20 protein-coding genes and 1 other RNA gene are annotated in these 22,079 nt (G+C 55.1%); 16 read left to right on the forward strand and 5 right to left on the reverse strand.

Annotated elements, in window-relative coordinates; genetic code table 11:
* Both AC13D2_RS05785 and AC13D2_RS05790 read right to left on the reverse strand, forming a co-directional pair.
* On the reverse strand, window positions 1–1,667 hold a 1,667-nt coding region (locus AC13D2_RS05785), incomplete at its 3' end, for an Ig-like domain-containing protein (RefSeq protein ID WP_482938343.1).
* Between the two features lie 366 nt (window positions 1,668–2,033).
* Complete coding sequence (locus tag AC13D2_RS05790; RefSeq protein ID WP_482938357.1) at window positions 2,034–3,248, reverse strand: IS256 family transposase; 1,215 nt, start codon at window positions 3,246–3,248, stop codon at window positions 2,034–2,036.
* 407 nt (window positions 3,249–3,655) lie between these two features.
* Here AC13D2_RS05790 and AC13D2_RS05795 point away from each other — a divergent pair, with 407 nt between their 5' ends.
* The 14 genes from AC13D2_RS05795 to AC13D2_RS05860 all read left to right on the forward strand — a co-directional run bounded on the left by AC13D2_RS05795 (window position 3,656) and on the right by AC13D2_RS05860 (window position 17,482).
* Window positions 3,656–5,125 (forward strand): MFS transporter, encoded by a 1,470-nt coding sequence (locus tag AC13D2_RS05795; protein WP_482938344.1) that lies wholly within the window; start codon window positions 3,656–3,658, stop codon window positions 5,123–5,125.
* Window positions 5,122–6,837 carry a bifunctional protein-serine/threonine kinase/phosphatase gene (locus AC13D2_RS05800; RefSeq protein WP_300499836.1) on the forward strand — a complete coding sequence of 572 codons (1,716 nt, stop codon included), beginning with the start codon at window positions 5,122–5,124 and terminating at the stop codon, window positions 6,835–6,837. Before AC13D2_RS05795 ends, AC13D2_RS05800 begins: the two co-directional genes overlap by 4 nt.
* Before the next feature lie 83 nt (window positions 6,838–6,920).
* Window positions 6,921–8,471, forward strand: a complete 1,551-nt coding sequence (locus AC13D2_RS05805; protein WP_300499833.1) for a 2-isopropylmalate synthase — start codon at window positions 6,921–6,923, stop codon at window positions 8,469–8,471.
* 27 nt (window positions 8,472–8,498) lie between these two features.
* Window positions 8,499–9,302: a 2-isopropylmalate synthase gene (locus tag AC13D2_RS05810; protein WP_420390597.1), complete on the forward strand. Its 804-nt coding sequence runs from the start codon at window positions 8,499–8,501 to the stop codon at window positions 9,300–9,302.
* 3 nt (window positions 9,303–9,305) lie between these two features.
* Window positions 9,306–9,788 (forward strand): ribosomal protein S18-alanine N-acetyltransferase, encoded by a 483-nt coding sequence (rimI, locus tag AC13D2_RS05815; protein WP_420390598.1) that lies wholly within the window; start codon window positions 9,306–9,308, stop codon window positions 9,786–9,788.
* 123 nt (window positions 9,789–9,911) lie between these two features.
* Entirely contained in the window at window positions 9,912–11,492 is a 1,581-nt protein-coding gene (gene prfC / locus AC13D2_RS05820) for a peptide chain release factor 3 (protein WP_420390599.1), read from the forward strand.
* Window positions 11,493–11,520: 28 nt separating this feature from the next.
* A complete protein-coding gene (locus AC13D2_RS05825) occupies window positions 11,521–12,309 on the forward strand; it encodes a TatD family hydrolase (RefSeq protein ID WP_300499822.1) in 789 nt (262 codons plus the stop codon).
* A gap of 296 nt (window positions 12,310–12,605) precedes the next feature.
* Window positions 12,606–13,034, forward strand: coding sequence for a 50S ribosomal protein L13 (rplM, locus tag AC13D2_RS05830; protein WP_007154598.1), 429 nt, complete (start codon window positions 12,606–12,608; stop codon window positions 13,032–13,034).
* A 12-nt stretch (window positions 13,035–13,046) separates the two neighbouring features.
* Window positions 13,047–13,439, forward strand: coding sequence for a 30S ribosomal protein S9 (rpsI, locus tag AC13D2_RS05835; protein ID WP_007154597.1), 393 nt, complete (start codon window positions 13,047–13,049; stop codon window positions 13,437–13,439).
* A gap of 242 nt (window positions 13,440–13,681) precedes the next feature.
* Window positions 13,682–14,278, forward strand: a complete 597-nt coding sequence (gene petA / locus AC13D2_RS05840; RefSeq protein WP_292049639.1) for a ubiquinol-cytochrome c reductase iron-sulfur subunit — start codon at window positions 13,682–13,684, stop codon at window positions 14,276–14,278.
* Window positions 14,278–15,510 (forward strand): cytochrome b, encoded by a 1,233-nt coding sequence (locus AC13D2_RS05845; protein ID WP_292049640.1) that lies wholly within the window; start codon window positions 14,278–14,280, stop codon window positions 15,508–15,510. Before petA ends, AC13D2_RS05845 begins: the two co-directional genes overlap by 1 nt.
* The gene (locus tag AC13D2_RS05850; RefSeq protein ID WP_040474649.1) at window positions 15,510–16,265 is read left to right on the forward strand and encodes a cytochrome c1; all 756 of its coding nucleotides are present in this window, start codon (window positions 15,510–15,512) and stop codon (window positions 16,263–16,265) included. The genes AC13D2_RS05845 and AC13D2_RS05850 overlap by 1 nt, the downstream gene beginning before the upstream one ends.
* A gap of 108 nt (window positions 16,266–16,373) precedes the next feature.
* Window positions 16,374–17,003, forward strand: a complete 630-nt coding sequence (locus AC13D2_RS05855; RefSeq protein WP_036203714.1) for a glutathione S-transferase N-terminal domain-containing protein — start codon at window positions 16,374–16,376, stop codon at window positions 17,001–17,003.
* A 56-nt stretch (window positions 17,004–17,059) separates the two neighbouring features.
* Window positions 17,060–17,482: a ClpXP protease specificity-enhancing factor gene (locus AC13D2_RS05860; protein ID WP_292049727.1), complete on the forward strand. Its 423-nt coding sequence runs from the start codon at window positions 17,060–17,062 to the stop codon at window positions 17,480–17,482.
* Between the two features lie 68 nt (window positions 17,483–17,550).
* On the opposite strand, the gene AC13D2_RS05865 is transcribed toward AC13D2_RS05860, so the two are convergent.
* Genes AC13D2_RS05865 through AC13D2_RS05875 form a run of 3 tightly spaced genes read right to left on the reverse strand, consistent with a single transcriptional unit; the run spans window position 17,551 to window position 20,470 of the window.
* On the reverse strand, window positions 17,551–18,141 hold the full coding sequence (locus AC13D2_RS05865; protein ID WP_292049641.1) for an SIS domain-containing protein: 591 nt from the start codon (window positions 18,139–18,141) through the stop codon (window positions 17,551–17,553).
* Between the two features lie 2 nt (window positions 18,142–18,143).
* Entirely contained in the window at window positions 18,144–18,518 is a 375-nt protein-coding gene (locus AC13D2_RS05870) for a YraN family protein (RefSeq protein ID WP_292049642.1), read from the reverse strand.
* A gap of 20 nt (window positions 18,519–18,538) precedes the next feature.
* The gene (locus tag AC13D2_RS05875; RefSeq protein WP_292049643.1) at window positions 18,539–20,470 is read right to left on the reverse strand and encodes a penicillin-binding protein activator; all 1,932 of its coding nucleotides are present in this window, start codon (window positions 20,468–20,470) and stop codon (window positions 18,539–18,541) included.
* Window positions 20,471–20,569: 99 nt separating this feature from the next.
* Between AC13D2_RS05875 and rsmI the strand changes: the two genes are divergently transcribed.
* Window positions 20,570–21,460 (forward strand): 16S rRNA (cytidine(1402)-2'-O)-methyltransferase, encoded by an 891-nt coding sequence (rsmI, locus tag AC13D2_RS05880; RefSeq protein WP_482938358.1) that lies wholly within the window; start codon window positions 20,570–20,572, stop codon window positions 21,458–21,460.
* A gap of 65 nt (window positions 21,461–21,525) precedes the next feature.
* Window positions 21,526–21,887: RNase P RNA component class A (gene rnpB / locus AC13D2_RS05885), an RNA gene on the forward strand.
* The last annotated feature ends 192 nt before the right edge of the window (window positions 21,888–22,079 follow it).

Raw genomic sequence — 22,079 nt, forward strand, 5'->3', positions numbered from 1 at the left:
GTCATCGTGACGGAAAGGTCGTGAGAGCCTTCGGACAATGGTGCATCTGGAGTGATGGACCAAGTTCCATTGGCAGCTACCGTTCCTATTCCCAGAATAGTGGTTCCATCGGTACCGTATAGCGTGGCCGTCTCGCCCGGATTTCCGCCCGACCCTGTGATAGCTGGCTGAGTATCGTTAGTAATGTTGTCGCCTTGCACACCAGAGTCGGAGGCTGAATCCAGTACAGGCGCATTGCCTGGGGCATCCGGTGCGGTTGTGTCAATCACTACCGTCAAAGGCGCTGAAGCTACCCCTTCAATACCAGCCTCGTCAGTCATGCTCACCGACAGATCGTGAGCTCCCTCGGATAAGGGAGCATCGGGTGTAACTGACCAGGTACCATCAACCGCTATGGTTGCAGTTCCCAGCACGGTCATCCCATCCGTGTCATAAAGTGTGACCGTCTCGCCGGCGGTTGCTCCGGAGCCGCTTAGCACAGGCTGGGTCTCACTGGTCACGTTGTCACCTTTGACACCTGTATCCGAGTCGGCTTCCAGTACCGGTGTTGAGGTGCCCGGTGCATTGGTATCAATCACCAGCCTTAGAGCCGGCGATGGCAGACCTTGGTTGCCAGCGCCGTCCGTCATCGTCACTGATAGATCATGCGAGCCTTCGCTCAATGGCGCATCCGGAGTGACCGACCAGGTGCCGTCGCCTGCTACCATGGCGGTACCAAGCACAGACGTGCCATCGGTATCGTACAACGTGACTGCGTCACCCGGTGTTGCGCCAGATCCAGTGATGGCCGGCCGGGTGTCGTTGGTGATGTTGTCGCCCTCAGTTCCAGAATCGGAGCTTGAGTCAAGAACAGGAGTTGATGGAGCATCCGGTGCCGTAGTGTCGATGACCAGCGACAAAGTAGCCGATGGATCACTTTCGTTGCCGGCCGCGTCCGTCATGGTGACGGATAGGCTGTGAGAACCTTCCGTCAAAGGCGCGTCCGGTGTTACCGACCATGTACCGTTCACAGCAACGATTGACGTACCTATACCGGTAGTGCCATCGGTGTCGTAAAGAGTAACAGTATCACCCGACGTTGCCCCTACCCCTCTTAGCGTAGGTTGTGAGTTGCTGGTCAGACCATCCCCCTCACTTCCTGTATCAGAGAAGCTGTCGAGAATCGGCGTGGCCGTCGTTGCAGGTCGGGAAGGCTGTTCAGGTTCAGGATTAGAGCGGGCGCGACTGCTCGGAGAACTATCACTATTAAAACTGGATGCAGCCAATCCAAGGCTAGCCAACCCGGCAACGCCTGCTAACGTTCCGAGCGCGACACTGCCAAATCCTGCAGCCCCAGTCGAACCGGCCACTAAAGCTCCGGCCGCGCCGTCACCGGTCACAGGGATGAAGTCCATTGGAACGAACCCTGAGCTCTCGGTTGGGTACACGGCGGTATCCCAGATCATTCCGAGATTGTCATCGCTCAGTTGAAGGATGTTGACTTCGGATAGATAAAAATCTTTCAGCACGATCTCGTGGCCATCCACGGAAAGAATTAAATCGGAACCTTCTCTTAAAGCGCTTTGAACATCACCGGGATTGGAATAGAGTTTGACTGTCCCGGGCTCAGACATGGAGATAGTATCGCCATTCGCAACGAGCGCCTTTTCGACAACTTCGGAATTCAAGTTTGTTCTAGTAAAAGAAAGCGCCATTCGCAGAGCCCTCATATTGGCACACACAATTGATTGCGAATTGCAAAAAGAGGGCCAAAATAGTTTTCAAAGGAAATACAAAGGCTTATGAAATTTCGGAGGGGTTTTGAGGCCGGATTGCATTTTGAATTGCATTTTGCAAATCAAAATGGTCGCTGTATTTCAAAATGCGAAACGATAGGTCTAATAAAACCGGGGTATTAGGGTTGAGGAAATTTCAGGAGAGAAAGGCGATAGCAGCTATTTGTTGATAAACCAAATACATTCAGCTTTTAGAATTCAATTCAGTGAACGCCAATACAGGAGGCTGTAAATAAATCTGTGTAACTGCCCACCCCATTACAGGTGGCCGTCCAGGCGGTCACCGAACTCGATAATAAAGCGATTCAGTGCAGGCTTCCAATCTCGGATCGGCATGGTCCATTTCTTTGATGCTTGCTGGATCGCCAGGAACGCCACCTTCAGTGCCGAATCATCACTGGGGAACAGCTTGCGGCGCTTGGTTGCCTTGCGGATAACGCTATTCAGTGACTCAATGGCATTGGTGGTGTAGATCACCTTCCGGATAGCCGGTGGGTAGTCGAACAGCGTTATCAGGTTGTCCCAATGGTTGTACCAGGACCTGGCGATTTGCGGGTACTGGCCGTCCCAGCACTCTGCAAAGTCGTCCAGCGCTGTTCGTGCCTCTTGTTCGGTGGCAGATTTATATATTCGCTTCAGGTCTGCCGTGACAGCCCTGTAGTCCTTCCAGGACACATACCGCAACGAGTTACGAACCATGTGCACGATGCAGAGCTGAACCTTGGTCTGGGGGTATTCCGCCGCAATGGCATCCGGGAATCCCTTGAGACCATCGACACAGGCGATCAGGATGTCCTCCAGACCACGATTCTTCAGCTCGGTGAGTACCGATAGCCAGAACTTCGCGCCTTCGGTCTCGGCAAGCCACAGGCCCAGCAGCTCCTTCTGGCCTTCCATGTTGATGCCCAAAGCCAGGTATAGGGACTTGTTGATCACCCGCTTGTCCTGACGAATTTTCAGAACGATGCAGTCCAGATAAACAATAGGGTAAATCGGATCAACAGGGCGGTTCTGCCACTCGTGAACCTGATCGATCACGCGCTCAGTCACCTTGGAAACGAGTGTTGCCGAGATGTCCGCGTCGTACATCTCTTTGAAGGCGTCCACGATGTCTCGTGTGCTCAATCCCTTGGCGTACAACGCCAGGATCTGATCATCCATTTGGGTCAGCCTGGACTGACCCTTACGGACGAACTGAGGCTCGAAAGAGCCGTCCCGGTCACGGGGTGATTCGATCGGCACTTCACCATGTTGGCCTTTGAGGCGCTTGGCAGAATAGCCATTACGACTGTTGCCGGTACCCCGACCTGCCCGGGCATGCTTCTCATAGCCAAGGTGCTCATCCAGTTCGGCATTCAGTGCGGTTTCAACGGTGAGTTTTACGAGTTGCTGAGTGAGGGCTCCGAGGTCTTTCTCGGACTTGATGTCTTTGGCCAGCTCTGCGGCCATGGCTTTGAGTTTTTCTTGATCCACTTGTGTACCCACGATGGTATCCTTTTGAAAAGATTACTCAGTCGTGGGCAGTTACACAATTTGGTTTACAGGCTCCTCGATCCCGCTAGAAAGTCCCAGAAGAACACACCATCGCGGTGCAGTCCTGTTTAGATCGCCCAGCCCTGGTGCAATATTCGGCTCCAGCGTCTGCTGTGGATTTCGCAACTTGATGATTTAAATTACTAAAAAAGTTCTGGAATGCATTTTGCCTTTAGTAAGGCTCCCGATTCAGGCTCCAACAGGTAACGGCAACGACGCCGCTAGAAGGAAGTGAAGGCGTGGTCCATTCCTGTTTTTCTTCAAAAAGCTCACGCACATTCGCGTCCCTTCAATAGAACCTTCCACAAGAACCTGTTGGCAAACTTTGCATTCTCACAGGCCAGCGTATGCGTGATACTTCTTTCCGATTCTTTTCTTTCGTGGGAAGAATCAAGATACTCCATCTCAGTTGGGTGGCGTTTTTTATTAGCTTTCTGGTGTGGTTTAACCACGCCCCGCTGATGTCATCGATCCGTGAACAGTTCGGGCTTACAGCGTCAGAGGTGAATACGCTGCTGCTGCTCAATGTCGCTTTAACGATCCCCGCGCGAATCCTTATCGGCATGTTAGTGGATGCACTTGGCCACCGCCGTGTGTATAGCCTGGTCCTTGTTGTGTCAGGGCTTCTCTGCATCGCATTCTCACTCTCGACAACCTTTGAACAGCTCGCAGTGACCCGATTCTTGTTGGGCTTTGTTGGTGCGGGATTTGTTGTGGGTATCCGCCTGATAAGTGAATGGTTCCCGGCGAAGGAGCTGGGACTGGCTGAGGGTATCTATGGTGGTTGGGGTAACTTTGGAGCTGCGTTTGCCGGGCTTTCATTGCCGGCACTCGCGCTGTGGTTCGGTGGCGATAACGGATGGCGCTGGGCGGTAGGCACGACCGGCGTTATCGCGATTATCTATGCGGCGGTTTTCTACATCCTGGTTCGCGATACTCCAAAAGGTTCGACCTACTTCAAGCCAAAGCGGGGCGGTGCGATGGAAGTAACCAGCAAGGGAGATTTTGTGCTTTATGTGGTAATGAACCTGCCGCTTTTCTTTGCTTTGGCGTTGATCGTTTGGCAGCTGGGACCCTATAAGCTCGGTATGCTGGGGGCTCCGACAACCTATCTCCTTTATGGCGCGATAGGGGCGATGGCGGCGGTCCAGTTCTTGCGGATTTGGCAAATAAACGGTCACGTCTTTCAAAGGCCTGTGCCGGCGTTTGATCGTTACCCATTCAAACAGGTAGCGCTTCTAAATCTCGTATATATGGCGAGCTTCGGATCGGAACTGGCGGTGGTCTCCATGTTGCCGCTGTATTTCCTGGATACGTTTGATATTTCTCCCATGTTGGCAGGGATGCTCGGCGGGAGTTTTGCTCTGATGAACCTATTTGGTCGCCCTGGCGGTGGCTATCTTGCGGACCGCTATGGTCGGAAACTGATTACGATACTGATGCTGGCCGGTATCGCAGTTGGATACTTCTTCATGGCAAGAATTGATAGCAGTTGGCCTTTGCCATTGGCGGTCGCTCTGGTTGTGCTCTGCTCGATTTTTGTGCAAGGCGGATGTGGCGCAGTGTATGCGTCGGTGCCGTTGGTGAAGCGTCGTCTTACCGGCCAGGTTGCGGGGATGGCAGGTGCCTACGGCAACGTAGGGGGTGTTGTCTTCCTGGTTGTATTGGCTCTGGTGCCCTCAGAGCAGTTCTTCCTGGTGTTGGGGGCAATTGCTCTGGCAATCATGACCCTGGTGATGGTCTTCATGGATGAACCTGATCCGCAAACAAGTGAGGTAATGCCGGATGGTTCAGTCAGGATGATTGACGTAACGTGAGTGGTCGCCTCCAGTTACAGGCTGGCCAATACAGCATCGCCGGCCGTAAAGCCGAGAATCAGGACAGTCTGGGTATTCGGTATCCAGAAGGCGAAGCCCTTGTTCTCAAGGGTGTTGCTGCTGTTATTGCCGATGGGGTGAGTGGTTCCGCCGCGGGCCGTGAGGCGGCGGAGGCCTGCGTAAAAGGATTCCTGCACGACTACTACAGTACGCCGGACTCCTGGGCCGTTGAAACTGCGGCCGGTCGTGTCCTTGGGGCATTGAATCGATGGTTGCACGGTCGTGGTCACGCCGGCCATGCCGATGCCCATGCGATGGTGTGTACTTTTAGCGGTGTCGTCATCAAGAATAATCGAGCCTATATATTTCATGTGGGGGATAGTCGGGTTTGTCTTGTTCGCAACGGTGAACTGGAATGCCTGACCAGGGACCATCATGCCCTGGTAGGCACCGGTAAAGGCGCGCTGACAAAGGCCATGGGCGCTGAGCTGAATGTTGAGATTGATGTATTCCGGACGAGCCTCCAGCCCGGTGATCGTTTGTTACTTACCACTGACGGTGTGCACGGGTATCTCGACTCAGTCGTTATGGCCGGACTTGCAGTGGAGGGTGACGCGGATGAGGTCGCCGGGGCGCTGGTGGACGCAGCCTATTCCGCTGGAAGTCCAGACAACCTGAGTGCTCAGGTACTTAATATTGAGCACCTGCCAGCGGAAGATGTTGAGGCTCATTATGAGCGGCTGACGTCACTGGCATTTCCGCCGGCTTTGGAACCCGGGCAAAGGCTTGACGGTTATCGGATTGTCCGGGAAATCCATGCCAGCCGTCGCACCCAGATTTACCTTGCCAGCCCCGATGTCGGCGGTGAGCCGGTGATTATCAAAACGCCGTCGCCGAATTTTGTGGATGATCCGGCCTATATTGACCGTTTTCTCAACGAGTGCTGGGTGGGACGCCGTGTCAACAGTCCCCATATTGTACGGTTTATTGAACCGCCCCAGAACCGCCGCTGCCTCTACTGTGTCACCGAATATGTTCAGGGGCCGACGCTACGTGAGTGGATGAACGATAATCCGCTGCCAACGCCTGCTGAGGTGCGGAATCTCATTCAGCAGATTGCAGTTGGTTTGCGGGCTTTACACCGTCTTGAAATGGTTCACCAGGATCTCAAGCCAGAAAACGTACTGATTGCCAGGGACGGAACCGTTAAAATCATTGATTTGGGAGCGGTGCGAATTCGTGGGATTGAGGAGATTGATGTGCCGTGGGGACATGATAGCTGTCTGGGAACCGAGAGCTACGCGGCACCGGAGTGTCTTGAGGGTGATCGGGCAACACCCGCCTCTGACCGCTATTCCCTGGCGGTGATTGCCTATGAGCTGTTAACCGGTCATCTTCCCTATGCGAAACCTCCCAGACCCTCCGTCCGTCGCCGTTTGCGCTATCGCAGTATACGCGAATTCAACCCGGACCTACCGGCATGGCTGGATGCCTGCCTGCAACGCTCGGTTTCCTTAAGGCCGGAGTCTCGATACCCTTCGTTGTCGGAGTTTTTGCGGGATCTTGGGCATCCTAACCCGGCGTTGACACCCACCGCATGGCGCCCGCTCGTGGATCGGGTGCCACCGGAAAACTGGCGTTTCATCGCGGTTGTCTCTCTGGTGCTCAACGGTTTACTACTCTGGCTGATCTGGATGAACAGCGTCGCCTAAACGCTATGCCCGCCCCGTCCGCACCGCGATAGATGATATACTCCCCGGGAAACTGGTCTTCAGTTGCCCTGATGGAGAGCGCCATGCCTGCGAACGATCACCTGATTATTTTTGACACAACATTGCGTGACGGTGAGCAAAGCCCCGGCGCAACGATGACAAAAGCGGAGAAACTGCGCATTGCCCGGATTCTTGAGAAGCTGAGGGTTGATGTCATAGAGGCGGGTTTTGCGATCGCCAGCCAAGGTGACTTCGAGGCGGTAAAGTCGATTGCAGAGTCTATCAGGGAATCTACCGTTTGCAGCCTTGCCAGGGCGCTGGACAAGGACATTGACCGTGCCGCGGAGGCCATAAGGGCGGCCGAGCGCGGACGTATCCATACTTTTATTGCGACGTCCCCGATTCACATGCAGTACAAGCTGCAGATGCAGCCTGACGACGTGGTTGAGCAGGCCGTCAGATCCGTTAAGCGTGCCCGCAGTCATGTTGACGACGTTGAATTTTCCTGCGAAGACGCCGGTCGGTCAGAGCTGGATTTCCTGTGCCGTATCATCGAAGCGGCAATCAAGGCCGGAGCAACAACCATCAACATTCCGGATACAGTGGGCTATGCCATTCCGGAACAGTTTGGGGAGACTATCCGTCAGTTGCTGAACCGTGTTCCGAATGCCGACAAAGCCGTTTTCTCTGTTCACTGTCACAACGACCTTGGGCTTGCGGTTGCAAACTCCCTTGCTGCCGTTAGCAGTGGTGCCCGCCAAGTGGAATGCACCATCAACGGGCTCGGTGAGCGCGCCGGGAACGCTTCTCTTGAAGAGCTTGTGATGGCGGTTCGTACCCGTCAGGATCTTTACACCATCGACACCCGGGTAGATGCTCAGCACATTGTGCCTGCCTCTCGACTGGTATCGACCATCACCGGCTTTCCGGTACAGCCTAACAAGGCGATCGTTGGCGCAAACGCCTTTGCCCACGAATCGGGTATCCATCAGGATGGCGTCCTGAAGCATCGGGAAACCTACGAAATCATGCGGGCTCAGGATGTGGGCTGGCACACCAACAGCCTGGTGTTGGGTAAACATTCTGGTCGCAATGCTTTTCGTTCCCGGCTGTTGGAACTCGGCATCCAGTTTGAAACCGAAACTGAGCTTAATGAGGCCTTTACCCGGTTCAAGGCGCTGGCTGATCTCAAGCATGAGATTTTTGATGAAGACCTGCAGGCCATCGCCAGTGATACCCGGCAGAAGGAAGAAGACGGCCGCTATGGGCTTGTTACCATGCAGGTGTGCTCTGAGACCGGTGTCGTCCCCCGTGCTCGCCTTACCCTTTTGGTGGATGGCAGGGAGCACAAGGTAGAGGCAGAAGGCAGCGGGCCCGTTGACGCCACCTTCAAGGCCATTGAGTCCCTGGTAGACTCGGGCTGTAACCTGCAGCTCTATTCCGTGAACAACATTACCAGCGGTACAGATGCCCAGGGAGAAGTAACTGTTCGCCTGGAGCGCGGTGGTCGAATTGTGAACGGTATCGGCGCCGATACCGATATCATTATTGCCTCAGCAAAGGCCTACATTGAGGCCCTGAACCTGATCAGCCGAGGCGGTGTTCGACAGCACCCACAGGGCGCAGATGTCTGAACTGGGTAGGCGAAGGGGGCGAGCACAATGATGATGCCGGAGGCAGAGCGTCAATTTTATCTGGGAAAGGCGGGAATCCATCTCTGGTACGCAAGAAAGGCGTTACCCGGTGCTGCTCCGAGCCCTGAGTTCGCCTTTCCCGAGCACGATGAGTCGGAACTGGAAGCTGCTGCGATTGCACCGCCTCCGGTTCCGACGCGGCCATCTGTTCCTGAGCGTAAGGTTGATGGTGTCGGCAAGGACCGAATCGCCGGCATCCAGGCGTTGATGGCCAATAGCACGCCGGAACCAACTGACGTACCGGTGCCCGAAACAGCTCTGGAAGCGCCGGTTGTCGCTGAGCCGGAGGCACCGGCCGAAGTGTCGTCCGACAAAACGCTGAACGTTGTTGGGGACTTGCCCCGTCAGATTCACGCCCACCTTGGGTTCTGGTTCTCAGAGCGGCTTGTGCTGATCAGTGGTGTATCCGACCAGGCCAGCACGCGGCTTCAAGACACACTGGCCAAAAACATCCTGGCGGCGGTCGGTGAAGCCCGGATTGAGAAAGGGCGCGAGCTTCGCTGGCCGGTGTTTGGAAATCTGCGGGTTCCTGGAAACAGTGCAGACAATTTCCGCGATACTCTTCGTTCCCTGGCCAATGATTTTGGCGCCCGCAAGGTGGTCTTGCTCGGAGTTTTGGCCAACGATTTTCCGTCAGAAAGAGCAGTATTGCTTGACGATGCGCTGGGTGACGCTGCCGTCGATTTCTCCCATACTCTTGCCGAATTGGCTGCGGTGCCTGCTTATAAACGTGAGCTCTGGCAACAGCTGAAATCCACTGTCGGGGGCTGACTTGTGGGGCAGGATCTATACCGCAAGATAGAAAGTGCTGACCTCACGATCCGGGCGTTGCACCAGGAGGATCTGCCTGAAGTCCTCAATATCGAAGCCCAGGGCTACTCCTTCCCCTGGAGCGAGTCCATTTTTTTAGGATGCTTTCGGCCTGATTATCGGCTCTGGGCGCTCGAGTGGCGACAGCGACTCAGTGGATACGCCGTCGTGGCTTATATGGTTGGTGAAGCCCATTTGCTGAATCTGTGCGTGGCACCGGCTAAACAAGGCAATGGCGGAGGACGCCGTTTGCTTCGGCACCTTGTGCTAGAGGCGGCGCGGGATGGCATGAGCCAGGTTTTGCTGGAGGTGCGCGCCAGCAACCGCACAGCAATTGATTTGTACGCGGCAGCAGGGTTTGACGTGATTGGTCGCAGGAAAGGCTACTATCCTGCAGGCCGCGAGCGGGAAGACGCACTGGTCATGGCCTTACCCTTGGGCGGATAGTCCCTCGAAATTCCGCGGTTAGATCGGGCACGCTCTCAACGGATGCGGGTTCGCGTCAGTGCCTTAATATCCCTATAATGACGTCCGTTTTTTCAGTCTCTCCGAACCAGGTTGTTACCAATTATGACCAGCCTTGCCAGCGAAGTATCCCAGCGCCGCACGTTTGCTATTATCTCGCACCCGGATGCGGGTAAAACCACCATTACAGAGAAGGTTCTGCTGTTTGGGCAGGCCATCCAGAAAGCCGGCACGGTCAAGGGAAAGAAGTCTGGGCAGCACGCAAAATCCGACTGGATGGAGATGGAGAAAGAGCGTGGTATTTCCGTCACTACCTCGGTAATGCAGTTCCCGTATGGCGGGCGTCTGGTCAACCTTCTGGATACGCCTGGCCACGAAGATTTCTCGGAAGATACCTACCGCACGTTAACGGCGGTGGATTCGTGTCTGATGGTGATCGACAGCGCCAAGGGTGTTGAGGAACGCACGATCAAGCTGATGGAAGTAACCCGCCTGCGGGACACGCCAATACTGACCTTCATGAATAAGCTGGACCGTGATACGCGTGATCCTGTGGAGTTGATGGATGAGGTTGAGGATGTCCTCAAAATCGCCTGCGCACCGATTACCTGGCCCATCGGTATGGGGAAGAATTTTAAAGGTGTCTATCACCTGACCCGGGACGAAGTGATCCTGTACAAATCCGGTCAGGGTCATGCCATCCAGGAAAAACGAGTGATCCAGGGGCTGGAGAATCCTGAGCTGGACGAGGTCCTGGGAGGCTATGCTGGCGATCTCCGAGACGAGATTGAGCTGGTGAAAGGAGCGTCCCATGAGTTCGACCTGGACGCCTTTCTCGCCGGTGAGCTCACGCCGGTGTTTTTCGGTACGGCGCTGGGCAATTTCGGTGTGGATCACATGCTTGATGGGTTGGTGGAATGGGCTCCAACGCCGCAGCCGCGTCAAACCGATCAGCGATTGGTGGAACCGGAAGAGGATGTTTTTTCGGGGTTCGTGTTCAAGATTCAAGCGAATATGGACCCCCAGCACCGGGACCGTGTGGCTTTTCTGAGGATCGTGTCAGGGCGCTATAATCAGGGCATGAAAGCGCGTCACGTGAGGATCGGCAAGGAGGTTCGTTTTTCCGATGCGCTGACCTTCATGGCAGGCGACCGGGAGCATGCGGGGGAGGCGTTCGCAGGCGATATTATCGGCCTTCACAACCACGGCACCATCCAGCTGGGGGATACCTTCACGGCCGGTGAGGATATGAAATTTACCGGCATCCCCAATTTCGCACCGGAATTGTTCCGTCGTATTCGCCTGAAGGACCCGCTCAAGTCCAAGCAGCTGCAAAAGGGTTTGATCCAGCTTGCGGAAGAAGGCGCGGTACAGGTTTTTCGCCCACTTCGAAACAACGACCTGATCGTGGGAGCGGTGGGTGTCCTGCAGTTTGATGTGGTGGTCAGTCGGCTCAAGAGTGAATATAAGGTAGAGGCTGTGTATGAGCCGATAAATGTCGCAACGGCACGCTGGGTAACGGCCTCTGATGAGCGTAAACTGGATGAGTTCGAGCGCAAGGCTAACGATTTCCTGGCTCTGGACGGCAGCGACCGACTGGCCTACATCGCGCCGACGATGGTCAACCTGCAATTGGCCCAGGAACGCTATCCCGAGGTCAGCTTCCATAAAACACGGGAGCACTAGGAACACTAAATAGTGCTGGAGTGAGTGAATGCGACTCATTGATGCTCATTGCCATTTTGACTTCCCTGAGTTTGATGGGCGTCGCAAGGCAGTGCTTGAGGACGCTCGCAGCGTTGGTCTGTCGCATCTCGTTATTCCCGGCGTTCGGCGGCCCGACTGGAGCAGGGTGAGTCGCATTACGTCGGAATACGACGGGCTCTACTACTGTCTCGGAATCCATCCCTGGTATGTGGCTGAGCATACCGCCGACGACCTATACGCACTGCAAGGTTTGCTCGAGGACCGCCCAGGCCATTGTGTGGCCTTGGGGGAGTGTGGCCTGGATCGGCTCCACGGTGACATGAAAGAACAGTACGCCTGGTTTGAAGGGCAGGTTGATATTGCTGCGCTATTGCATTTGCCGCTGGTTATTCACTCCGTCAAGACCCACGACGAGGTTTATGAGGTGCTGCGGCGCAAGCGCTTTTCAGGGCGGGTATTGGTGCACGGGTTTTCGGGCAGCTATGAGCAGGCGACCAAGCTGATTGATCTTGGCTGCTTCATCGGTGTTGGTGGTGTCATTACCCATCAGCGAGCCCGAAAGACCCGGGATACCATCGCCCGATTGCCCGTTGATGCGCTGATCCTCGAGACGGACGCCCCTGATATGGCGCCAAGGGGTGTCGAAGCTGGGCATAATTCGCCTGTGTTCCTGCCGTCGATACTTGCCGCCCTGGCACGTTTGCGGAATTCGGGGCTCGAAGATCTGGCCCAGTCGTTGCTCTGCAACGTGCAGCGGCTTTACGGTTGGAGCGAAATCGGCGCTTCCGAGCGTTAGCACCCTATAAATGATGGCCACAGGACGACCACGGGTGTTCCGGTGCCTCTCGATTGATGGCTCCACTCTGCGATGTCTATGAGGATACGTGAATAACGAAACATTCCGTTTCAGGGTTGGCTTTCTTTTTGGGTTCGGATATACTTCGCGCCCTGGCTTTTCAAGGCGATGCCATCATCTCAGCCCCGAATGATGTCACTGCCGCATAACATACAGGTAAAGAACCTCCTCCGGATGCCGAGCATTTACCGGTGGTGGTTTTTAACGTTTCTTATATAGCGTTCAAGGCGGAATCAATGAAGACTCTGAGTGCGAAACCAGAAACAGTAACACGTGACTGGTACGTTGTAGACGCAGCCGGCAAGACGCTGGGTCGTCTGTCAACTGAAATCGCCCGTCGTCTGCGGGGCAAGCATAAGCCTGAGTACACCCCTCACGTCGACACTGGTGATTACATTGTGGTTATCAATGCCAGTCAGGTACGGGTTACCGGCAAAAAAGCATTTGACAAGATGTACTACAGTCACACCGGCTTTCCGGGTGGAATCAAGTCCATCAACTTCGAGAAGCTGGTCGACAAGGCTCCTGAGCAAATCATCCAGAAGTCTGTTAAAGGCATGCTTCCGAATGGCCCGCTTGGCCGTGCCATGTTCAAGAAGCTGAAAATTTATGCCGGCGCTGAGCATCCTCATGCAGCCCAGCAGCCCAAAGAACTCGACATTTAACGGAAGGCGGATATGTCTGTAGCACAAAATTACGGTACTGGTCGCCGCAAGACATCCACGGCTCGGGTTTTCATCAAGCCGGGAAGCGGTAACATCTCTATCAACGGTCGATCCATTGAGCAGTTTTTCGGTCGCGAAACTCTGCGGATGATTGTTCGTCAGCCCCTGGTGGTTGCCGAATCCACGGATCGTTTCGATATCAACATCACTGTTAAGGGTGGTGGTATCAGTGGTCAGGCGGGCGCTATTCGTCACGGACTGACTCGTGCCCTGATGGATTACGATGAAACGCTGCGCCCTGCACTGCGCAAAGCGGGTTATGTTACCCGTGACGCTCGTGAAGTGGAGCGTAAGAAAGTTGGTCTGCGGAAGGCGCGTAAGCGTCCTCAGTTCTCCAAGCGTTAAAAGTCGCTGGAGCAGATCCGAAAAAAACCCGGTCCATTGGCCGGGTTTTTTGTTGTCTGTGATAGCAGTTTCGAGCAGACCTGAGACAGGTAATGGCCCGGCTCAAAGCCTTTCCGACTTGTAAGGGCAGGGTAATTTCATTACCATTTGAGCGCTTATAATTTTAGGTTGAGAGAAGTCCTTTTCGATGTGCAGTTTCCCTGTGAGCAGGGCTGTATGTCGCCTGATGGGAGATAACCATAATGAGTAATGGCGACGTGAGCCAAGGCAGGCGCCGGTTTTTGATCGGTGCCACGTCTGTGGTGGGTGGTGTCGGCGTCGTCGGTGCGGCCGTGCCTTTCGTAGCATCCTGGAACCCCAGTGCCAAAGCGGAAGCAGCCGGTGCACCGGTAACCGTCAATGTCAGTAAACTGGAGCCAGGTCAGCAAATGACCGTCAAATGGCGCGGTAAGCCGGTGTGGGTTATTCGCCGCACCGAAGAGATGAACGAAAACATACTCGAGCTGAATGACAAGGTGAAGGATCCCCTTTCCAAGGAAGCGGACCAACCTGCCTACATCGAAGGTGAGCTCCGGGCAATCAAGGACGAGTACGCTGTTCTCGTTGGTATCTGTACCCATCTGGGCTGCTCTCCCCAATTCAGGCCAGAAGTCGCTCCAGCCGATCTAGGGGAAGACTGGCTTGGAGGCTTCTATTGTGCGTGTCACGGCTCCCGTTACGACCTCGCCGGGCGTGTCTATCCGAATATGCCGGCACCCTCGAATCTTCAGGTGCCTCCCTATCGCTATGACGACGAGAACACTCTGACCGTCGGTCTGGATCCTGAGGGGGCCGCATAATGAACAAGTTAGTGAACTGGGTAGACGAACGTCTTCCAATTGTCGATGCGTGGAACAAGCACGTTGGCAAGTATTACGCGCCGAAGAACTTCAACATGTGGTACTTCTTCGGTTCGCTGGCGATGCTGGTGCTGGTGAATCAGCTCGTGACCGGTATATGGCTGACCATGAGCTATAACCCCACAGCGGAAGGTGCGTTCGCGTCAGTTGAATACATCATGCGCGATGTTGAGTGGGGTTGGTTGCTTCGATACCTGCATTCCACTGGCGCTTCTGCATTCTTCGTGGTGGTTTATCTCCACATGTTCCGTGGCTTGATGTACGGATCCTATCAAAAGCCGCGCGAGCTGATCTGGATCTTCGGTATGCTGATTTACCTGGTGCTGATGGCCGAAGCATTTATGGGCTATCTGTTGCCCTGGGGCCAGATGTCCTATTGGGGTGCACAGGTTATCGTAAACCTGTTTGGTGCTATTCCGCTAATTGGTGATGATCTGTCCCTGTGGATCCGCGGTGACTATCTGATTTCCGGTATTACCCTGAACCGTTTCTTTGCATTGCATGTCGTCGCATTGCCAATTGTTCTGCTTGGTTTGGTGGTGCTGCACATTCTTGCTCTGCACGAAGTTGGCTCCAACAACCCTGACGGTATTGATATCAAGAAGAACAAGGACGAAAACGGCATTCCCAAAGATGGTATACCGTTCCATCCCTATTACACGGTGCATGACTTGTTGGGCGTGGGTGTTTTCTTCTTCATCTTCTTTATCGTGGTCTTCTTCTTCCCCGAGATGGGCGGGTTGTTCATTGAAAAGCCGAATTTCGAGCCTGCCAATGCCCTCAAGACGCCCGACCACATAGCGCCGGTATGGTACTTCACACCGTTCTACGCGATGTTACGGGCGGTGACTATCGACCTCTTCGGCCTGGACGCGAAGTTCTGGGGTGTTGTCGTGATGGGCGCTGCTATCGCCATCCTGTTTGTTTTGCCCTGGCTTGACAGAAGTCCGGTGCGCTCGATGCGCTACAAAGGCTGGTTGAGCAAGATCGCTCTGACGATCTTCGCCATCAGTTTCATCATCCTGGGGTATCTCGGCATTGTTCCGGCCACTGAGGGTCGCACAATGGTTGCCCAGATCCTGACAACGCTTTACTTCCTCTATTTTATTCTCATGCCGTTCTACACGCGTATGGAGAAAACAAAGCCAGTTCCAGAGAGGGTGACAGGATGATGAGAAAGCTGATAGTTGGTCTTTTCATAGCGATCCTGCCGGCCCTCGGGCTGGCAGCGGGGGCGTCCGTGCCGCTTGATACCATGGAGCCGGACCATACCAACAAAGCGTCGCTCCAGCGCGGTGCGGCCCTTTTTACCAACTACTGCATGGGGTGTCACTCCATGGAGTATGCGCGGTATAAGCGTGTATCGGATGATCTGGGGATTCCCGCCGAGCTTTACGAGGAAAACCTGATTTTCACCGGTGCAAAAATCGGCGAACTCATGAAAAATTCCATGAGCAAGGAGATGGCTGCGAGCTGGTTCGGTGCTCCGCCACCGGATCTTACGCTGGAGTCGCGTCTTCGTGGTGAAGACTGGATCTATTCTTATCTTCGTGGCTTTTACAAGGATGAAAGTCGTCCGCTGGGTGTGAACAATGTGGTCTTCGAAAACGTTGGTATGCCCCACGTGTTGACTGGCTTGCAGGGCCTGTGTGCGGTTGAGCCGAGAATTGGTGAGGGTGCGAGTGTTGATCCTCTCAGCGGCGATGTTCGCAACGCGGATATTTGCCCGGAATGGGAAACGGAAGGTTCCATGGAGCCGGAGGAATTCAACCGGGCTATGTATGACCTGACCAACTTCATGTCTTACATGGGCGACCCGGTAAAGGTTGAGCGTGAAAGGCTGGGTATGTTCGTACTGATCTTCGTGGCGATTTTCTTTATCTTTGCCTACCTGCTTAATCGCGAGTACTGGAAGGACGTACACTGAGATTTCAGGTATAATTCCTGTCCCTGAGTTCCAGCGGGCAATAGCCGGCCCGCTGGATTTTTGCGTTTTTCAGGATCAATTCGGTTAGTCAAATCGTGAGGTAGTTCTATGGGCGTTGTGACCAAGCGGTCATCAATGACGTTTTTCTCGGACCCGGCCAGTCACTACAGCCACAGAGTCCGCATTGTGCTGGCAGAGAAGGGGGTAACGGTTGACGTTGTGAACGTTGATCCGGATAACCCACCTGGAGAGTTGGCTGACCTGAATCCGTACAATGCCCTGCCGACTCTGGTGGATCGTGATCTTGTGCTCTACGAGCCAAATATCATGATGGAGTATCTGGACGAGCGCTTTCCGCATCCGCCATTGCTGCCGGTTTATCCTGTTGCGCGGGCGAACAGTCGCCTGATGATTCACCGCATCCAGAAAGACTGGTGTGGGTTGGTGGATCAGATTCTGGCTCAACCCAACGCGAAGGCATCGGATGCGGCTCGCAAAGAGCTTCGCGAAAGCTTACTGGCTACGGCGCCGCTATTCGGCGAAATGCCATTTTTCCTGTCGGAAGAGTTCACGATTGTGGACTGCTGCATTGCTCCGATTCTGTGGCGCTTGCCGTCACTGGGCATTGAGCTGAATGAGAAGCAGGCGAAGCCGCTTCAAAAGTACATGGATAGCATATTCAGTCGTGAAGGTTTTAAGGCGAGCCTGTCGGACCTGGAAGAAGATATTCGTAACTGATATGCAGCGCCTGAAACCGGTTCAGGAGAAAGGCAGTGCCTGATAGTAAGATAACGATGACATCAAGCCGTCCCTACCTCGTTCGGGCATTCAACGAGTGGATCCTCGATAACGACTGTACGCCCTATATCGTTGTGGATGCGGGGGTGCAGGGCGTTCAGGTTCCGACTGAGCACGTTGCCAATGGGCAGATTGTGCTCAATATCAGCCCCGGAGCCGTGCGTGGTCTGGTGATTGGTAATGGTGCCCTGGAATTCAGTGCACGTTTTGGCGGTGTGCCGATGCAGGTCTTTATCCCGCTGCAGGCTGTCATGGCGGTATACGCAAAGGAGAACGGTGAGGGTATGGTCTTCGGTAGCGAGCCGGGCTCTCCTGATCCGGAAGGGCCTGGCGGCAAGGATTCCGAAAGTGGCAGTAGCGATAGCGGTCAAGGTGGAGATCGGCCCAGCGGTCGGCCAACGCTCAAGGTCGTGAAATAGCACTGTCTTGAAAGGAAAGCCTCAGGGTGTCTAAAAAGCCAGCTGTTTTTAACAGCTGGCTTTTTTGTTTATCCGCCGAACAGTTTTTCGTCGATCAGTCCGCACAAGGCGTTGATAATCACTAGCAGGATAGGTGTTGCAGCCGTCGGAGAAAGGTTATCCAGGGCTATTTCGTGATCCTCCGGGTGAAGCAGCGAGGTGATGTCGGTTTTTTCCTTGGCGCTCAGTACAACCACATTCATTTCCCTGTCGTGCGCGGCCTGTATTGCCTGGATCAGGTTGGCCTTGTGGCCATCGTCCACAATAACCAGGAGCAGATCGTTGGCTTTGCCAATAGCGCGAACCTGTCTTGAGAAAGTGTCATTGAAGCGGTTGTCGCGACAGATTGCAGAGTAAGTAGTCGCATCAGCTCCCAGATTGATGGCGGGCAGTGCCGGTCGGTCATGCTCAAAACGGTTGAGCAGCGCCGTGCAAAAGTATTGCGTAAGCACGTTGGCGTTGCCGTTGGCGCAGGTAATGATTTTGCCATCAGTCAGTAGCGTGTTGACCAGTGCGTCCGAAGCCCTCTCGATAGCCGGCGCTGTTAGGCTGGCGGCGTGGGCCGTGTGTTCCATATGGTTGGCAAACCACTGGTTTATCTGTTGTTCGGTATCCGTCATAGTCAGACCTGAATGGCGTTTTTTATCCATTGTATCCGGTATTTTTTGCGTTCGCCCGGTGCGATTGCGATTACGTCAATTCTTGCGTTCGCATTCCACAGCCCATGCCTGTGGAGGTAAAACGAAGCGGCGCGGATGATGCGCCTTTGCTTTATGGGGGTGATGGATTCGGCGGCACCGGTCAGGCTGCCGTTTCCGCGGTATCGCACCTCGAAGAAAACCAGCACATCACTGTCCCTGCCGATGAGGTCAATTTCGCCTCCGCGACTGAATACGTTGCGTGCCAGAATAGTGACGCCTCTGGTTTTAAGATAGCGCGCGGCAACACCTTCGGCACGATCCCCGGTGGCTTTTCGTGTTCCTCGGCTGCCATCCATGGCAAAAAGTGTCCTTTCTGTTAATTAGGATTGGAGGGGCTTTCTGTGTCTGTCGTGCCCAACTCTCTCTCTTCAGGTTCCAGCGGTGGCAGTTGTTCTGGCGTTCCTTCACTGAATCGGGCCCAGAGTTGTTCCCGATGAATACTGCCTTTGGGGGTCATGGTCAGCACGCCGGTTTGGCCGTCTATCGTCGCTCCCTCGACCTGTCTCAGCAGTGGCAGTCGTTTGCTCAGATTCCAGGCATCGGCGCCCATGGCGAACAGACGGCCAAGCTGGCCCCGGACATCGGGCATGGCTTCCTTGACGATGTCGCGAAAACGGTTTGTCTTTTCAAGAACCCAGGGCGTGTCGGTAAAGGTGACGCCGTTCAGATCCCGGTCCCGTGACGGGTCCGGATTGCCCTCGTAGACCATGGAGGGTGAGTAAACGGGCAGATCGCCGCCAAAATAGAAGGCGAATAATGGTTTGAACTGCCGTGCGATGGTTGGCTCCGCGACCATAACGATGCCGTCAGCATCCTGGCGCCGCCGTGGCTCGAACTCAACGTCAATGCCGGCAGTGCGTTCAACGTCTATGGCCCGATCGCGGGATACTGTGATGCCAAGAAGGTCGGCGATGACAGCGCGGAGATTGTCCTCGCGGAAGTAGCGCTCAATATCCAGTGCGATGCCTCCGTTTTGCGACAGTTGGTCAAGCAGGGCGTTTTCCAGTCGGTCTCCCCACTCGCCCGTGGGGATCAGTACAAGGATCTGGTCGATGCCCTCTGCGTCAAGGCGATTGGCAATTTGTCTGGCTTCGTCTTCTGCCGACAGCCCGAACTGGTAGAGTCCGTCGGGAGCTGTGGCCTCCTGTGGAAGATAGTTCAGGCCCAGAACCGGCACAGGTAGAGTCGACATGCCGGCGAGTGCTGCCAGGGACTCTTTTTCCAGAGGGCCGACGATCAGATCCTGTTCCTCTTTGGTCAGCTCGTCATAAAGCGAGCGAAAGTCTCGATCCGAGGTATCGATGACTCGAATGCTGATTTCTCCACGCTCCGCCGACTTGTCTCCGTAGTAAGCGGCGAAAAAACCATCGCGGATGGCAGCGCCAGCACTCGATAATGGTCCGCTGAGTGGCAATGCCAGGGTGATTCTTTCGGGCTGGCTCTCTGCGAGGTTTGCAATCAATTGCAGTTCAGCCGGTAAAACTCCGGCGGCGGGGTGGTCAGGCCAGTTGTTCTGCCAACTGCGGATCATTCTTCCCTGTTCGTCCAGATTGATGCCCGGCTGCCGGAGAATGCCAGCCAGTTCAAGCCAGCCCTGGGCTTCATAGCCAACGGCGCGGCTTTGCCTGTCGGCGAGCTGGGTGTCGGAGGTCTGTTTCAGGTTCTTCCAGATGTCGTCATGGACCGATTGTGTATTGGCGTCTGTGTCTGCTCCGGCCAGCAGGATAAGGGTAACCGCCGCCGCGAGGTTGTCCCCTGAAAGCCGATAGTTTTGCTCCTGCAATCTTGCGGCGCGGTTGATCATGTTTCTTTCATAATTAAGGAAATGATCTGGCTCGATGCCGGATACAATGTCCTGAGCCCAATCGCCATCCTCGAGCGCAGTGGCGCTGGCCATGGCCAGCAGAAGCCGTTGGTTTTCCGTGGCCTCCGTGGCAGGGGAGAATTGCTGGCTCTGGAGTACCTTTCTGGCAGCCCGGTGTTCGTTTTGGCCCTGGAATCTGTCCGCCGCTCTCAACAGGTAGGTCTGTGCATTCTGCCGGTTGGTTTCGTTGGCAGCGACTTCAAGGGCTTCTCCGGCGGTTTTGGCAATGTACGATTCAAGGTTCACGCTTGCGCAACCTGCAAACAGCACCGTCGTGGCCAGGAGAATGGTGATGGTTTTCAGGTTCTGGCGGTATTTGGTCATGGCTGGCTCACAATACTCCGGGTTATTACGCTTGTGGCGCCGGGTAATCGGCGGCATCATGCCGGGAGCCCTGGTGCCCGCCGGGCTTCCCATTAATGGTTTGATTTATCAGGCCGCAAGTTTAACAGCTCCCGCGTGAATTCACATGACGTTGGTGTCATGCGCAGGGAGCAAAGAGAGGGATGTGTGAACTCAGAAAGCGAGCCGCCGGAACAGGCAGGCACCCTGTATATCGTTGCTACACCGATTGGCAACCTGGACGATATGTCTCCCAGGGCCGCGGCTGTTTTGTCGCGGGTTGCAGTGATTGCCGCCGAGGATACCCGGCACAGTGGCCGTCTATTGCAGCATTTGGGCATCAGCAAGCCAATGATGGCCTTGCACGAACACAATGAGCGGGACAGGGCTGGCCAGGTACTGGGCAAGCTTGCGGCCTGCCAGGACGTGGCTCTGATTTCCGATGCGGGGACGCCGCTGATCTCTGATCCAGGCTTTGTGTTGGTAAGGGAGGCTCGGGCTCGGGGTTATCGGGTTACTCCGGTGCCTGGTGCCTGTGCGCTGATTTCGGCGCTGAGCGCGGCAGGGTTGCCGACGGATCGGTTTCTGTTCGAGGGTTTTCTGCCCTCCAAGTCCGGAGCGCGCAGGGCTGCCCTGGATCGCCTGGGGAGGGAATCCGCCACTTTGGTGTTCTACGAGTCGCCCCATCGTATTGTCGACACGGTGGGGGATATCGCGGAGGTGATGGGGGCAGAGCGAGAGCTCGTGCTGGCCCGGGAGTTGACCAAAACGTTCGAGACTTTCTATGCGGGGGCGGCGGCCCATGTCAGGCAAAGTCTGGAGGCGGATCCCCATGGCAGTCGTGGCGAATTCGTGGTGATGGTGCGTGGTGCTAGCGCAGAGGAGTTGTCGGTAGGGGCGGCAGAGGCGGATCGGGTGTTGGCGTTGCTGCTGACAGAGTTGCCGGTGAAAAAGGCGGCGAAACTGGCCTCGGAGTTAACCGGATTCTCCAAGAATGAACTGTATCAGCGAGCGTTGTCTCTGAAGACCTGATCTCAGGCAGTCGCTGGTTCGCGGTTTTTCTTGCCTGTCGCTGCAGGCTGGAGTATGGTCTCGCCCGAGCTCGCCAGACAGTCGCCGCCGGTTTTACCGGGGGAGGAAAGTCCGGGCTCCACAGGGCAAGGTGCCAGGTAACGCCTGGGCGGCGCGAGCCGACGGAAAGTGCAACAGAAAGTATACCGCCTAAGTGGCCGTGGCATGTTCGCGGGCACCGGTAAGGGTGAAACGGTGCGGTAAGAGCGCACCGCGTGACTGGCAACAGCTCACGGCGATGGTAAACCCCACCTGGAGCAAGACCAAATAGGAATCCTATGGCGCGGCCCGCGCTGGATTCGGGTAGGTCGCTTGAGGCCTGCGGTGACGCAGGCCCTAGATGAATGACTGTCCCAGACAGAACCCGGCTTACCGGCGAGCTCATTTTTATTTCTCCGCTTGATGTGACATTTGTCATTCTCACCAGCAAACTTTTATAGCCAAAAAATCTTAGAGTTCACTTGCCATCTTTAGAACTGACTGCAGGTGATTGATTTTTAGGTTTTTCTTTTCCGTAATCTCCAGCTTTTGACCAATCTTGTTCTGTAACCTCTTGTCGTAAAAGGAACTTTTCCGGGTG

The organism is Marinobacter sp. B-12, assembly GCF_056857915.1.

Bases quoted from the DNA above. Each gene is read 5' to 3' on its own strand.
- prfC (WP_420390599.1), top strand. From the start codon at position 9,912: ATGACCAGCCTTGCCAGCGAAGTATCCCAGCGCCGCACGTTTGCTATT.
- AC13D2_RS05805 (WP_300499833.1), top strand. From the start codon at position 6,921: ATGCCTGCGAACGATCACCTGATTATTTTTGACACAACATTGCGTGAC.
- AC13D2_RS05850 (WP_040474649.1), top strand. From the start codon at position 15,510: ATGAGAAAGCTGATAGTTGGTCTTTTCATAGCGATCCTGCCGGCCCTC.
- AC13D2_RS05825 (WP_300499822.1), top strand. From the start codon at position 11,521: ATGCGACTCATTGATGCTCATTGCCATTTTGACTTCCCTGAGTTTGAT.
- AC13D2_RS05855 (WP_036203714.1), top strand. From the start codon at position 16,374: ATGGGCGTTGTGACCAAGCGGTCATCAATGACGTTTTTCTCGGACCCG.
- rplM (WP_007154598.1), top strand. From the start codon at position 12,606: ATGAAGACTCTGAGTGCGAAACCAGAAACAGTAACACGTGACTGGTAC.
- AC13D2_RS05865 (WP_292049641.1), bottom strand. From the start codon at position 18,141: ATGACGGATACCGAACAACAGATAAACCAGTGGTTTGCCAACCATATG.
- rpsI (WP_007154597.1), top strand. From the start codon at position 13,047: ATGTCTGTAGCACAAAATTACGGTACTGGTCGCCGCAAGACATCCACG.
- petA (WP_292049639.1), top strand. From the start codon at position 13,682: ATGAGTAATGGCGACGTGAGCCAAGGCAGGCGCCGGTTTTTGATCGGT.
- AC13D2_RS05870 (WP_292049642.1), bottom strand. From the start codon at position 18,518: ATGGATGGCAGCCGAGGAACACGAAAAGCCACCGGGGATCGTGCCGAA.
- rsmI (WP_482938358.1), top strand. From the start codon at position 20,570: ATGCGCAGGGAGCAAAGAGAGGGATGTGTGAACTCAGAAAGCGAGCCG.
- AC13D2_RS05845 (WP_292049640.1), top strand. From the start codon at position 14,278: ATGAACAAGTTAGTGAACTGGGTAGACGAACGTCTTCCAATTGTCGAT.
- AC13D2_RS05860 (WP_292049727.1), top strand. From the start codon at position 17,060: ATGACATCAAGCCGTCCCTACCTCGTTCGGGCATTCAACGAGTGGATC.
- AC13D2_RS05810 (WP_420390597.1), top strand. From the start codon at position 8,499: ATGATGATGCCGGAGGCAGAGCGTCAATTTTATCTGGGAAAGGCGGGA.
- AC13D2_RS05875 (WP_292049643.1), bottom strand. From the start codon at position 20,470: ATGATGCCGCCGATTACCCGGCGCCACAAGCGTAATAACCCGGAGTAT.
- AC13D2_RS05795 (WP_482938344.1), top strand. From the start codon at position 3,656: ATGCGTGATACTTCTTTCCGATTCTTTTCTTTCGTGGGAAGAATCAAG.